Below are 12,690 nucleotides of genomic sequence, written 5' to 3' on the forward strand. Positions count from 1 at the left end.
CCGTTCCGGCTGGGCGCTTTCCTGGGGGCGTCCGATGAGCCGCTTCGCTGCGCTCCAGGGTCTCATCTGTGACGCTGATCCCCAAGGAGTCGCCCAGCCTCCACTCCAATCAACTTATTTACATGACGTACGTTTAATCAATTGGAATCCCCTATTTTTGTGATGAGCTTTAAAAGAAGATATCTTATGAAAGCAATTCCAATGGCCTTACTATAAAGTACTACTCCGTCCTGCTTTCCCACGGAGTATGTATGGAGTATGAATCATAAAAATAGCATTCTATTAGCTATGCTGGCATACTGTTTAGACAATTACTGAAGTGAAGCACTCCTTAACATGCTGCATGAATTATTCTACTTGTAATGTTTAATTTTAATCTTGGTGCCGGATTCGCTTGACTCAATATCCCAGTCTAAATTCATGCCCTTCACCATAATATCGACTATAGATAAGCCGATACCAGCACCTTTAGCATCGGATTCATTTTTCATTCCGTTCCCGTGATCTTTTATGATAAATGCATCATAGTGCTCCGTCGATTCGTTTTCCACGCCAATATATTTCCCGCTACTTGCATGACGTAATATATTTTGAAATAAATTATCAAATACACGTCCAAGCCAAATCGGATCCACTTGCCATTCATTTTTCTCAAATGAATGTAGTTCAATATCGATTTCAAAGCCTTCCTTTTCAAACACTGAATACCATGTAGTCATTTGCTCACGTACAAAACGTATAACGTTGATTTCTTTCGCCTCAAATTTATATTTACTAGCCATCAGCAATGTATAGGACATTAAATTTTCTATTAAAGCGTCAACACTAACAATCGATGTTTCCATTGCCTTAATCGCTTGTTTTCCATCCTCTGATAACGCCTCTTTACTAATTGAATAGGATTGCGCTCGTATTTTCGTTAATGGTGTTCGTAAATCATGTGATAAATTAGCAATCAATTCACGTCTTAACTGTTCTTCCTTTTGCTCACGATCCTTACTCTCCCTAAGCTCGCACACCATGCGATTAAAGCTATGTTCAAGCTGACCGATTTCATCCTTCTTCTTGACCTTCGTTTCAATAGGTAAGCCATCTACATCACGAAGTTCCATCGCTTCCTGAAGGTGCAATAACCGTTTTCGAATCCCTCTGAAAAATAAAAAGGAGATGATAATGAAAAATAATATAATCGCAATAACACCGAAAAATACAAAGGTCCCATATTTTTCATAAACACCCCTAATTGGTGGCTTAAACACTTCTTTAGGAATTTCAAAAACGATAAATCCATTCGATTCATCCTCACCTAAAAAAGCAATGACAGTAAATGGATCTCCACCATAGCGTTCTTTTATAAACTTTGTTGTAAATGCTGGTGTCCATTTTAATGGCAGTTGCTCAGTCACATTCAATGTTGTAAGCAATGTACCATCCTCACCTACCCAAAACATAGATGCTTTAGGGTATTGTTTCTTCCAACTTTCAAAATGTTGAACAATTGCTTCCTTTGTCATGTTTTTTAAACTTTTAGCTTCTGCATGCCATTTTTCCTCTACTTTACTCTCAATCTCAGCTCCCTTTGAAAGATCATCTTCTCCATTTTGGGCAATCCCTAAAACAAAAAGAGGAATGACGAGATAGGCTATTTGAACAATAGAAATAGCGAACAGAATGATAAACATATACTTAGCTAGTAATGAACGAAAAAATTTCATTGTTTCACCCTATATCCAATACCACGAATGGTTTCAATAATTGTCGGCTTAGCTGGATTTATTTCTATTTTTTCTCTTAAGTATCGAATATGTACCATTAATGTCTTATCGCCTTCAATGTAGCTTTCTCCCCAGACACCTTCATAGAGCTGTTCCTTCGTTAAAATTTGATTTAAATGGCGAATAAAATACTGTAATAAATAGAATTGCTTACCCGTTAATTGAATTTCTTCATTAGTTTCCTTGTTGATAATCCGCATATCTTTTGTATAAATTTTTAAATGTTGAAGTTCTAATACATCATCATTCTTTTGATATCTTCTTAGTAAAACCTCTACACGAGCTATAAGCTCATCTGGGTGGAATGGCTTCGTTAAATAATCGTCTGCGAAGTTAAGGCCCTCTATTTTATCCTCTACAGCAGTTCTTGCTGATAGCATTAAAATCGGGATTTCTTTATTTTCCCGCTTTATTCTTTTGCCAATTGAAAAGCCATCTAAGCCTGGCAGCATCACATCCAATATAGCGATATCTTTAAAAGCTATGTGCTGATCGACCTCTTCCCCAGATTCAAGCCATGTAACCTCATAACCTCTTTCCGTTAAATCCTTTGTCACCCATTGACCAATCTCTTTTTCGTCCTCTATGTACAATATGTTATACAAAATGGTAACCCTCCCAATCCACGACTAAATTTTAGAAATAAATGTTATTAGAAGCATATTCGTATTATACGATTTCATAGATTTGTACTCAATCGTTGTCTGTAAAGTGAGAGATTCATTTAATAAATCACATCTAAAGCTCGGTATGTCGATAAAATTTGAAAGTTGAGCGATAAACTTTCAAATTTGGGTAATAAACTTTAAAAGTTGGGTAATAAAACTAAAAGGTTGGGCGGTAACTTTAAAATTTCATCGATAAAACAGGCAAACTATAAAAAGACGTATTTGGATTCCCCAAATACGTCTTTCTTTCTTTTAATCAGTAATTATCATCATATCATTATCATCAAACTTCCACATATCCCCATAAGCAACTTCCCAATAGTAGCCGTTTGGGTCTTGGAAATAGCCACTATAGCCACCCCAGAATACAGTTTCCGGCTCCTTGACGATTTTCGCCCCGGCATTTTTAGCTAAATCAAACACTTGATCAACTTCTTCTTTCGACTTTCCGTTATAAGCAAGTGTGATTCCATTAAAGCCATTGCCAATAGCCGGTGGATTTGCCTCGTTAATATCTTTTACTAAACGGTCAATCGGAAACAGTGAGATTTTTGTCCCTCCATTATTAAAGAAAATAACATCTGGATTTGTTTCCTCACCATAAACAATCACTTCAAACCCCAGACCCTCTCTATAAAATCTAAGAGACTCGACCATATCTTTTACACCCAACGTTATTAAATTCAAACGATTCATCTATCCATCTCCTTTATATCAATTTCGCCTTGGCGTAATTGCGTCCGGATTTTGAATTGTGCTTGCACAATTCATTCCTTTCAAAATCCGTGACATCCGCCGGAGGCTTTATCTTCATTCAGTAGGTATTTGGAACAACCATTGAATAGGATCCTCATCTTCTGTAGCTGAAGATACAAAAACATTTATTGCTGAATGAAGATAAAAGCATCCCTTACTTATTCTATTTCAAGCATTGAATCCCCTTCCACCTTCTGTAAACCATTCATGTTGCTTCTGTCCATATACTTTTTGTATAAGCCATTTTTAATCCGCATCGTTCCATATTATTTTGGCTTATGGATGCAAATTTTGCGTGACCTATCATTAAAATACAATTTTGTTTCAAGGCTTCATTGATACGAAACTGTATGAATGCTTGGTGAATTCCTTGATTACGGGCAGTTGGTTTCACGGCCGATGCAGCTAAAATGGCTGTCCCATTATATACATAGAAAGAACTAACCCCAACGTCCTCGTTTTGAAGAGAAGCAATGTAAAACGACCAACCTGGCTTGTCACACAACACTTGATTATTGGCTGCGACACTTTCTGCTAAAAATGCTGGCATACCAAAACCTTCAACATAGATATTCCCGTAACAATCAAATTCGTCTTCCTTGATTTGTCTTATTTTAATGCACGAATTCTTTGTTTTCCCTACCGTCTCTTCGTTTAGCTTACAATATAATGTTGCATGAAAATCACTCTGAAAAAGACCAGCATTATGTAACTTTTGTAGCGAAGTAGCATTTACATATTGAGGGGCTAAATCAAAACGAACTGGTATTTCTCTTGCTCTATAAAAGCTAAGGATTTTATCTATACTATTCTCCGAACTAAAACTATCGCCCTTTACCACATTGTAAGAGGGACCGGGGATATTTTTTATGGAGAAAGCATAAGCACCATCAAATTGAACAACCTCCACTCCCATGGCATTGTTCTGAATTTCCTTAATTGCATTCAGCCTCGACTCAAACATCTTAATTTCCGTCATTTCAAAGTTATCTGCCAAGTTTTTCGTTATTACCACTCCTTATTCACCCACCCTATAAGATTTACTTTTCTACCACTAATTGTAACCTACACAAAGGGCCGAACCACGTAAACTAATAAAAATTTCTTCCTGTGAACCATTGATATCTCACAAAAGTAACCTACACGTTTCTATGAAACTAAAAAGTGCGTACTTTTTTTTGCAATGGCATGAAAGCATAATAAGAAAGCAACAAAGCACTACCGAAAATTGGAGGACAGAAAAATGATCAATCATTTACAAGATACAATCACATTAAATAATGGCTTACAAATGCCAGGAATGGGTTTAGGCGTATTTCAAGTAGAGAATGATGCTACAGCAGAAATGGTGAAAAATGCGATTGTGGTTGGTTACCGTAGTATCGATACTGCAGCTATTTATGGCAATGAAGCAGGGGTTGGTGAAGGCATTAAACAGGCTCTAACTGCTACAGATTTAAAACGTGAGGATTTATTTATTACATCCAAAGTATGGAACGATGGATTGAGCTATGAAGAGACAATCGCAGCATACGAGGACAGCTTAGAAAAATTAGGGCTAGATTATTTAGACCTCTATCTCATTCATTGGCCAGGTAAAAATAAATTTGCAGAAGCTTGGAGAGCACTCGAAGATTTATACGAGCAAGGGAAAATTAAAGCTATTGGGGTATGTAATTTCCATGTGTCGCACTTACAGGATCTACTTAAAACAGCTCGTATCACACCAGTTATTAACCAAGTGGAATTCCATCCACGATTACAACAAGCTGAGCTACGTTCATTTTGCGAAGAGCACAATATACAAATGGAAGCTTGGGCACCATTAATGCAAGGTGGACTTCTTAATCATGAAACTATTTCAACAATAGCTGAAAAATACGGAAAATCAAATGCTCAAGTTATTTTACGCTGGGATATTCAAAACGGTATCATCACAATTCCAAAATCTGTGCGTAAAGAGCGTATGATTCAAAACGCTGATATTTTTGATTTCACACTAACTGATGAAGAGATGGCGATCATTAACGATATGAATTTGGACCAACGTGTTGGGCCAAATCCAAATGACTTTGACTTTGCTCTATAAACAGAAAAGAGACTGTCTAATTATCTTCTCTTAGACAGTCTCTTTCCAATCTATTTAAGATGTATGCATCATCGCGATATCTTCATCACGTTGCATTAACAGTACATCTTCACCTTTATCTTGTAGCTTTTCAATATGTTTTTCACCCCAAGTGCAAAGGACGTTCAGCACAGGGTCCATCTCTTGACCATAAGGTGTTAGCGAATATTCAACTTTTGGCGGTACTTGATTGAAGACCTTGCGATTAATTAATCCAGACTGCTCTAATTCACGCAATTGGCTTGTTAGCATTTTTTGCGAAATGCCTGGAATCAATCGGCGAAATTCATTCGTACGAATCTGACCATGGTGGTTAAGATGACAAAGAATAATAGGTTTCCATTTGCCCCCAATGACTTCAAGAGTGGCTTCGACACCAATATTATAAACTTTTTTCATTGTAAACCTCCTGTAACATTCAAAAGTAACTAAAAGTACTCTACACAACTTTTTGGTATGTATGAATATTACTATACACTATACAAAAAATCAAAGGAGATTTTAATAGAATGAAAGATACAAAATTGCCGAATGCTAAACTAACATTACTCGCACTTGCAATCAGTGCATTTGGTATCGGCTCTACAGAATTTATAAGCGTTGGACTACTTCCATTAATTACAGAAGATTTCGACATAACGTTAAGTACTGCGGGTTTAACTGTTTCCATATATGCACTAGGTGTAACTATTGGGGCACCGCTTTTAACAGCATTAACATCTCGCATTAGTCGCAAAAATGTGTTACTGCTCGTCATGGTACTTTTTATTATCGGGAATTTACTTGCAGCCTTAGCACCCTCATTCTCATTACTACTTGCCGGCCGCGTTATTTCAGCATTAGCACATGGCGTGTTTATGTCTATTGCCTCTGTTATCGCTGCAGATGTTGTGGCACCTAATAAACGAGCAAGTGCAATAGCTTTTATGTTTACAGGGCTAACATTAGCAACTGTCACCGGTGTCCCCCTAGGAACTTTTATTGGACAAATAACTGGCTGGCGAATGTCGTTCATTTTCATTGTTTTAATTGGTATTATCGGGTTAATAAGTAATGCCCTGCTTGTTCCTAGTCAGTTATCTAAAGGCAATCCAATATCAATTCGCGATATCGGAAAAGTATTAGGGAATATACGAATGCTATTAATTCTCTTCATTACTGCGATTGGATACGGTGGAGCATTCATAGTATACACATATGTTTCTCCTATCTTAGAGCAGTATATGGGCTACTCACCGAAAGCAATTGTCGTGATCTTAGTTGGATACGGTATTTTTGTTGCAATTGGTAATACATTAGGTGGTCATTTTGCGAATAATAACCCTTTACGTTCTATCTTTATTATCTTTATAGGCTTAGCATTATCATTACTCGGCATCGGCTTCTTTTTGGAATCATCGTTTATTGGATTAATGATGGTCTTTATGATGGGGCTATTTATGTTTATGAATGTACCAGGATTACAGCTTTATGCCGTTCAGCTTTCAGAAAAGTATATACCCTCAGCTATTTCAATGGCTTCAGCATTAAATATTTCAGCTTTTAATATTGGCATTTTTCTAGGTTCATATATCGGGGGATTCATCATTCGCCACCAATCATTAGCTCATACACCTATATACGGATTCGCCTTGGTGATGCTTGCGGCAGCTACTACGTTACTATGGTTAATCTTCGATAGAAACAAACTATAGATCTAGGATAAAAAATGAAAGGAAGTCTTAACCAAGCTTCCTTTCATTTTTTATCCTATTCCACTTTTGCTCATTCTTTTCAAAGCATCAACCATTAACACCGAAAGTCTTTATTGTACATAAGATAAGGTATCAGCTATAGGATAGGAGGAGTTTAGTTGTATTACAATCCTTATCCGTATTTTGTCTATCCTAATTATTATCCAACATGGGTAATGGCAAATCAGCCAATCTCTCAACAACCTTCTAGACATCTAGCAATGCCAGACCCAACGAATAGAAGTCCATTTCCATCCATCAATACAGTGAAATTAAAGACTTCTGCGAAACGGATTAAGGTTATTATGCAGCAAGCACAATTACTTACGGATAAAATTGATGAATCAGAGCAATTTGCACATGATCTTATGAACGCAGCACAACTATCAAATAAAACAGAAGTTGAAAAATTAATTACGTCAACTGGCGTTACGATAAAATTCGAAACTACCTATACGCCAGATGGAATTCGTATAATATTTACTGATAGCGGATGTTGTAAGCTTACATTAGCTTTAAGTTGGTGAAGAGTTGGTCCTTTGAAGAGGGCCTCTTTTTGCTTTTAGCATGTTTATGGAGATTTTGAAATGTTTAATTTTTTAACCTTGTATCCCTATCAAACTTGTAAACTATAAACAAATATGCTAAAGTGTTTGTAAACTTTATTTCTGAAAATTCTTATATCGCATTTTCTTATCAAGAGAGACAGAGGGATTGGCCCTATGAAGTCTCAGCAACCAGCCTATAGGTATGGTGCTAATTCCAAATGGCAAAATTTAGCCTTGAAGATGAGAAGACTTACTTTAGTTGCTTTGCACAAGAGTCCTCTTCTTCAAGGAGGACTCTTTTTTATTTGCTATTTAACGAGAATGATAAGCAAAAAATAGCACCCAAAATATGAATAGAAAGCAGGGAAATAGTATGGCAAACGAACTTTTACAAGCAATTCAATTATTGAAATCGAAAGAATGGGTCGATTTAACACATACATTTGGTCCAAATTCTCCACACTTCTTTGTGTTCGACGATGCAAAATTTGAAACATTATTTTCCCATGATGATGGCTTCTTTGCACAACAATTCACTTTCCCAGGGCAATATGGAACACATATCGACCCACCTATTCATTTTGTGCGAGATACACGCTATTTAGAAGAACTGGACTTAAAAGAACTAGTGCTACCACTAATCGTTATTGATAAATCGAAGGATGCCGAAATTAATAACGATTACACATTAAGTGTTCAAGATATTCTTGACTTTGAAGCTGAACATGGAGAAATTGAAGCAGGTACCTTTGTTGCCCTGCGTACTGATTGGAGTAAACGCTGGCCAGATAAAGAGTCTTTCAGCAACAAAGATGCTGATGGCAATAATCATATTCCTGGCTGGGGATTAGAAGCGTTACAATTTTTATTCAACGAACGAAAAGTAAGTGCTGTCGGCCACGAAACTTTTGATACAGATTCAGCAGCAGATTTCCGTACAAACGGTAAGTTAGACGGCGAATATTTTGTGCTTGAGCAAGATACTTACCAAATTGAGCTTATGACAAATTTGGATAAGCTCCCTCCAAAAGGTGGAGTTATATTCAATATTGTGCCAAAGCCTGAAAAAGCATCTGGATTCCCTGTCCGTTCATTTGCTATATTACCTTAAAATAGCAATAGGTACGATTTGAAATGCGGACAAACACCACTTTGTTTTGCACAGAGCTGTATGGTAATTTAATTGACAGACTTTGCCATTTAGCATTTTATGAAGAGCATCTAATCTTGTTTTACTCGAGAAGTCTATGTGGTGAGGCTTGCCTTGTATAGTATTTTAACCATAGCTATAATACTATTTTGTTTCGCTCGTCGACTCATTCTATGATGAGGAACTGTTGATTTTCGCGGAGAGTGGCGACTCCTGCGGGATGAGCTTGCGCTGAAAGCCCCGCAGGAACGGAGTGACGAGGAGATTGAAGCCAAGCCCGCGGAAAGCGCCAGCTCGGAGTGAAAATCAACCTTTGTTTTTTGATACACTTTATTTAAATTAAACTCGACAAGTTAAGGTCTGATTCAATAAATATTGAACCAGACCTTTCTTAATCATTTATTTAGGTGAATTCTTTCTTTTGAAAATAACATAAACGATCAACATAATGATGATGAACAATACTATGAGATAAATACTGTAGCGGGATAAATATACCCCAACATAATGCCATTTCTCTCCAAGCACCATTCCTAAGGTAATAAAAGTAAATGTCCATATAGTTGCTCCCGCATAAGCAAAGAAAGCGAATTTTTTATAAGGGTAATTATTAATAGCCGCAATATATGCAGTAAGATGACGCACACCAGGAATGAAAAACCCTATTAATAATAATATTGGTCCAATTTTTTCAAATAACTTTTTCGTAAAATCAATTTTCTGTTCAGTTATATGGATTTTCGAACCGTATTTTTGTAATAAGGGGAGCCCGAATTTATAGCCTATATAGTAGCTCAAGGTAATTCCCCCCGCTGCACCTACGATAGCGCTGATTAAAGCTGGAATATGTGAAAGAGTTTCACGATATACACTATACCCTACATATGTTAAAAATATTTCATCAGGAAGTGGCAGCCCGACAATCCCTCCAACCAGGATAAGAATAATGCCAAAATATCCATAATGTTCAATAAGAGATTGCACGTGATGCGCCATAAATCCATCCCACCTAAATCGTAATAATTTTTAATAGTTAGCTTTATAATAACTCAATAGAGATAACATTATGAGTGTTATGAATTTATTACAATTTTCTCCATGCATTCATCAATGTTGTATCTTAAAAATGTTTTTCATTACTAACTAATTATTTGTAGCTCACGAAGAGCATAATCAATTCCATCTTCAGTTGATTTTTTCGTTACATAATCAGCGATATTTTTTAATGCTTCACTACCATTGCCCATTGCAATACCAAGGCCGACCTGCTCCAGCATGTCGATATCATTATCTCCATCTCCAAAAGCAAACGCTTCCTCAGGACTCAAGTCGAAATAATCTAACACAGCTTGGACAGCAATAGATTTGGAAACATCATGTTGCAAAACATTAGTAATGTAAGGGTGCCACCTTTTAAATAATAAATGAGGAAATTTTGAAGTATACTTTTTCTCAATATCCTCATCACCATATAAACACATTAAGTAAACCTCTTGCTTTACAATATCTTCATTAATAACAGGAAACTCTTGCAAAGATAATGTTTCTTGTATGGCTTTTAATGTCTTTTCTTCTTGGACGTTATTCATTGATAATTGTTCTGTAAAAAACGATAGACTTTGATTATTTTCATCAGCAAAAGCCTTAACTACTTGGACAATTTCTTTTGCAACAGGGATTTTATGTATGACTTGATCTTGGTGCTTAACATATGCACCATTAGCTGTAATAAACGTCTCTATTCCTACATTTCTTAAATCTTGGCACATCGATAAAGGTCTTCCTGTAGCAGCAACAATATGAATTCCTTTGTTCTTTAATTGCTCGATAGCGTTCCTTGTACTTTCTTCAATACGACCATCTTCGTAATTAACCAGCGTTCCATCTACGTCAAAGAATACAATTTTATAATCCATCGTTCGCTCCTTATCTTTTTACATAATTTTATCAATTATATCGATTAGCCCAGCCTTCACCTCCATTCAACCTTTATACATGGCATTGTTTTAACAAATATCATCCACAACTTTTGATGATTACTCTCTCTAGTTTAAAGATGCTAATTTCCGCCACAGACATGCATTGTGTGACTCCTCTTCACCATCCATAAACACCCCATTTTTTACCAATTAATGCGCTTATAATTTTACATTAAGAAACATCTTTATACCAAAAATACATATAGGTGTTTTCACCTACATGTATTTTTACTTTATTATATAAAAATCAGTAGCTATTTAATTAAACATTTGTACATATTTTGACAAACTAAAACGAATGTATAACTTGCTTTAACGACACCGATAAACACTATTACGGGTACATATCAAAATTTCAAACAACTAAAATGTAGAGAACATTTTTAGTTCAATAATTCTAAAGGAGTATACCAAAGAACATAGAATTGTTAAAATAAAAGATAACTAATTAAATACATTGAACGATACTATCCATCTTATAAATAGAACAAAAGAAATAATAACCGTCTGAATGTAAAGGAGTTGATTCTTATGGCATTTAACATTTACTACTATGAAAGTAGTGTGGATTGTAAGTTTTGCAAAAAGCATTTTACTACATATAAAGTCCGCCCTAATCGATATAAAATTATCGAAGAACAAACAGACTTCATGCCAGTTTATGAAGGTTTAAACCCGTTATTATATGAAGTTGCCGTTTGTCCTCATTGTGGCTACGCTTACCACAAATCTATGACAAGAACGTATGGACCGTTCATGCTTCTTATTGATGAGCTGTACATTAAAGAGCTACAAAAACCTATGGATATCTGCAAGGAGCGTACGATTGATGATGCCATTGTAAGCCTTAAATTAGCTTATCTTGTATCAAGAGCATCGATGGAAGAGTCCCTTCTTATGGCCAACTTCGCACTAAAAATAGCCTGGCTATATCGCTTAAAAAATGATCATGAATCGGAAATGCGCTACCTCTTTGCAGCAAGAGATTTTTACAGCAAATCTTTTGCATCCAATCAAGAGGGTGGAGAGAGAATTCAATATTTACATGCCGAATTAAGCCTTCGACTTGGAGATATTGCCGAGGCGAAAAAAGGATTCTCTCGATTAATTGCAGATCGAAATGTTTCCAATAAATATCGAAAACTAGCACGAAATCGTTGGGAAAACTATAAATATGACGAGCAGCCTAACAATGCAAATGAAAGTATAGGAGAAGTCATAAATTGAAGTACACGGGGAGAGTGATAAACATGCTGCTATTTACCAAAAGGATTGATGTGAGAGAAGAAGATATTTTTTCGGAATTACATCATTTTTTACTTAGAAAAAACAATCGCTATTTAACGAACGATGAGGTAGTTGCATTAACTGGGGTTTCATCTGAGCTACTCTATAAATGGGTGAAAACAGGAAAATTAAAAAAGTCGATTTTTCCTAATTTAGGCGCACCTTGTGAACGCTGTGGACAAATTACTCAGGCAAAAATCTGTGTTAGCTGCTCATCCACCATCGTTAGTACATTAAAACAAGAGGAAAAGGATCGTGCATGGTTCAATCAAATACAGCGAAATAATCAAAGAGCTAGCACGTATCACTATAAATAAAACAATTAACATCTCTACAGTGTACTTACGCTTTGGAGATGTTTTTTCACCTGCCTCCGCTCAAACCACAATCTGCACCTATACAACCTAAAGCTGTAGCTCGCTCTACATAGATAGTAAAACGCTTGGCTAGTAGGTCGAACTCATCTTCCTCATGACTCCAATACCAAACGGAACCATCCTCAATCCTAATAAGAAGTGCATCACCGTTGCCAGCCGTATAAAACTGTAAATATAGTTGTTCATCTAGATTTTCATCGTCTATGGATGGTGGTTTATATGGTGACGCTATGCCAACAAATGGCCCAGAAAAGCCGTTTATGCTGTTGAATGCGGAGGCATCCATTAA

Annotated in this window: 14 protein-coding genes and 1 riboswitch; of the genes, 6 read left to right on the plus strand and 8 right to left on the minus strand. The window is 36.3% G+C overall.

Going from position 1 to position 12,690, the window contains the following annotated elements:
• Positions 1 to 353: 353 nt before the first annotated feature.
• From ACQKMI_RS17115 to ACQKMI_RS17130, 4 genes are all read right to left on the minus strand, one after another.
• On the minus strand, positions 354 to 1,715 hold the full coding sequence (locus ACQKMI_RS17115; RefSeq protein WP_427490878.1) for a sensor histidine kinase: 1,362 nt from the start codon (positions 1,713 to 1,715) through the stop codon (positions 354 to 356).
• Positions 1,712 to 2,380: a response regulator transcription factor gene (locus ACQKMI_RS17120; protein ID WP_427490880.1), complete on the minus strand. Its 669-nt coding sequence runs from the start codon at positions 2,378 to 2,380 to the stop codon at positions 1,712 to 1,714. The genes ACQKMI_RS17115 and ACQKMI_RS17120 overlap by 4 nt, the downstream gene beginning before the upstream one ends.
• Positions 2,381 to 2,695: 315 nt before the next feature.
• Positions 2,696 to 3,139, minus strand: a complete 444-nt coding sequence (locus ACQKMI_RS17125; RefSeq protein WP_427490882.1) for a VOC family protein — start codon at positions 3,137 to 3,139, stop codon at positions 2,696 to 2,698.
• Between the two features lie 265 nt (positions 3,140 to 3,404).
• A complete protein-coding gene (locus tag ACQKMI_RS17130; RefSeq protein ID WP_427490884.1) occupies positions 3,405 to 4,214 on the minus strand; it encodes a GNAT family N-acetyltransferase in 810 nt (269 codons plus the stop codon).
• A 228-nt stretch (positions 4,215 to 4,442) separates the two neighbouring features.
• On the opposite strand from ACQKMI_RS17130, the gene ACQKMI_RS17135 reads away from it, so the two are divergent.
• Positions 4,443 to 5,288: an aldo/keto reductase gene (locus tag ACQKMI_RS17135; RefSeq protein WP_427490886.1), complete on the plus strand. Its 846-nt coding sequence runs from the start codon at positions 4,443 to 4,445 to the stop codon at positions 5,286 to 5,288.
• 54 nt (positions 5,289 to 5,342) lie between these two features.
• Here ACQKMI_RS17135 and ACQKMI_RS17140 read toward each other — a convergent pair whose 3' ends face one another.
• Positions 5,343 to 5,726 (minus strand): winged helix-turn-helix transcriptional regulator, encoded by a 384-nt coding sequence (locus tag ACQKMI_RS17140; RefSeq protein ID WP_427490888.1) that lies wholly within the window; start codon positions 5,724 to 5,726, stop codon positions 5,343 to 5,345.
• A gap of 110 nt (positions 5,727 to 5,836) precedes the next feature.
• On the opposite strand from ACQKMI_RS17140, the gene ACQKMI_RS17145 reads away from it, so the two are divergent.
• The 3 genes from ACQKMI_RS17145 (at position 5,837) to ACQKMI_RS17155 (ending at position 8,719) form a co-directional block, all read left to right on the plus strand.
• Complete coding sequence (locus ACQKMI_RS17145; RefSeq protein WP_427490890.1) at positions 5,837 to 7,021, plus strand: MFS transporter; 1,185 nt, start codon at positions 5,837 to 5,839, stop codon at positions 7,019 to 7,021.
• A 158-nt stretch (positions 7,022 to 7,179) separates the two neighbouring features.
• Positions 7,180 to 7,587 (plus strand): hypothetical protein, encoded by a 408-nt coding sequence (locus tag ACQKMI_RS17150; protein ID WP_427490892.1) that lies wholly within the window; start codon positions 7,180 to 7,182, stop codon positions 7,585 to 7,587.
• 163 nt (positions 7,588 to 7,750) lie between these two features.
• A riboswitch (SAM riboswitch) is annotated at positions 7,751 to 7,855 on the plus strand.
• A gap of 126 nt (positions 7,856 to 7,981) precedes the next feature.
• On the plus strand, positions 7,982 to 8,719 hold the full coding sequence (locus ACQKMI_RS17155) for a cyclase family protein (protein WP_427490894.1): 738 nt from the start codon (positions 7,982 to 7,984) through the stop codon (positions 8,717 to 8,719).
• 438 nt (positions 8,720 to 9,157) lie between these two features.
• Here ACQKMI_RS17155 and ACQKMI_RS17160 read toward each other — a convergent pair whose 3' ends face one another.
• On the minus strand, positions 9,158 to 9,754 hold the full coding sequence (locus ACQKMI_RS17160; RefSeq protein WP_427490896.1) for a DedA family protein: 597 nt from the start codon (positions 9,752 to 9,754) through the stop codon (positions 9,158 to 9,160).
• A 143-nt stretch (positions 9,755 to 9,897) separates the two neighbouring features.
• Complete coding sequence (locus tag ACQKMI_RS17165) at positions 9,898 to 10,674, minus strand: Cof-type HAD-IIB family hydrolase (protein WP_427490898.1); 777 nt, start codon at positions 10,672 to 10,674, stop codon at positions 9,898 to 9,900.
• A 594-nt stretch (positions 10,675 to 11,268) separates the two neighbouring features.
• Between ACQKMI_RS17165 and ACQKMI_RS17170 the strand changes: the two genes are divergently transcribed.
• Together ACQKMI_RS17170 and ACQKMI_RS17175 are read left to right on the plus strand one after the other, a co-directional pair.
• Positions 11,269 to 11,964, plus strand: coding sequence for a DUF2225 domain-containing protein (locus ACQKMI_RS17170; protein ID WP_427490900.1), 696 nt, complete (start codon positions 11,269 to 11,271; stop codon positions 11,962 to 11,964).
• Between the two features lie 23 nt (positions 11,965 to 11,987).
• Entirely contained in the window at positions 11,988 to 12,341 is a 354-nt protein-coding gene (locus ACQKMI_RS17175) for a hypothetical protein (RefSeq protein ID WP_427490902.1), read from the plus strand.
• Between the two features lie 46 nt (positions 12,342 to 12,387).
• On the opposite strand, the gene ACQKMI_RS17180 is transcribed toward ACQKMI_RS17175, so the two are convergent.
• A complete protein-coding gene (locus tag ACQKMI_RS17180; protein ID WP_427490904.1) occupies positions 12,388 to 12,687 on the minus strand; it encodes a hypothetical protein in 300 nt (99 codons plus the stop codon).
• Between the last annotated feature and the right edge of the window lie 3 nt (positions 12,688 to 12,690).

Origin of the sequence: Lysinibacillus sp. NPDC097214 (genome assembly GCF_050277945.1) — a bacterium.
Taxonomy (GTDB): domain Bacteria; phylum Bacillota; class Bacilli; order Bacillales_A; family Planococcaceae; genus Lysinibacillus; species Lysinibacillus xylanilyticus_B.

Bases quoted from the DNA above. Each gene is read 5' to 3' on its own strand.
- ACQKMI_RS17115 (WP_427490878.1), bottom strand. From the start codon at position 1,715: ATGAAATTTTTTCGTTCATTACTAGCTAAGTATATGTTTATCATTCTG.
- ACQKMI_RS17125 (WP_427490882.1), bottom strand. From the start codon at position 3,139: ATGAATCGTTTGAATTTAATAACGTTGGGTGTAAAAGATATGGTCGAG.
- ACQKMI_RS17135 (WP_427490886.1), top strand. From the start codon at position 4,443: ATGATCAATCATTTACAAGATACAATCACATTAAATAATGGCTTACAA.
- ACQKMI_RS17140 (WP_427490888.1), bottom strand. From the start codon at position 5,726: ATGAAAAAAGTTTATAATATTGGTGTCGAAGCCACTCTTGAAGTCATT.
- ACQKMI_RS17145 (WP_427490890.1), top strand. From the start codon at position 5,837: ATGAAAGATACAAAATTGCCGAATGCTAAACTAACATTACTCGCACTT.
- ACQKMI_RS17155 (WP_427490894.1), top strand. From the start codon at position 7,982: ATGGCAAACGAACTTTTACAAGCAATTCAATTATTGAAATCGAAAGAA.
- ACQKMI_RS17160 (WP_427490896.1), bottom strand. From the start codon at position 9,754: ATGGCGCATCACGTGCAATCTCTTATTGAACATTATGGATATTTTGGC.
- ACQKMI_RS17165 (WP_427490898.1), bottom strand. From the start codon at position 10,674: ATGGATTATAAAATTGTATTCTTTGACGTAGATGGAACGCTGGTTAAT.
- ACQKMI_RS17170 (WP_427490900.1), top strand. From the start codon at position 11,269: ATGGCATTTAACATTTACTACTATGAAAGTAGTGTGGATTGTAAGTTT.
- ACQKMI_RS17175 (WP_427490902.1), top strand. From the start codon at position 11,988: ATGCTGCTATTTACCAAAAGGATTGATGTGAGAGAAGAAGATATTTTT.
- ACQKMI_RS17180 (WP_427490904.1), bottom strand. From the start codon at position 12,687: ATGGATGCCTCCGCATTCAACAGCATAAACGGCTTTTCTGGGCCATTT.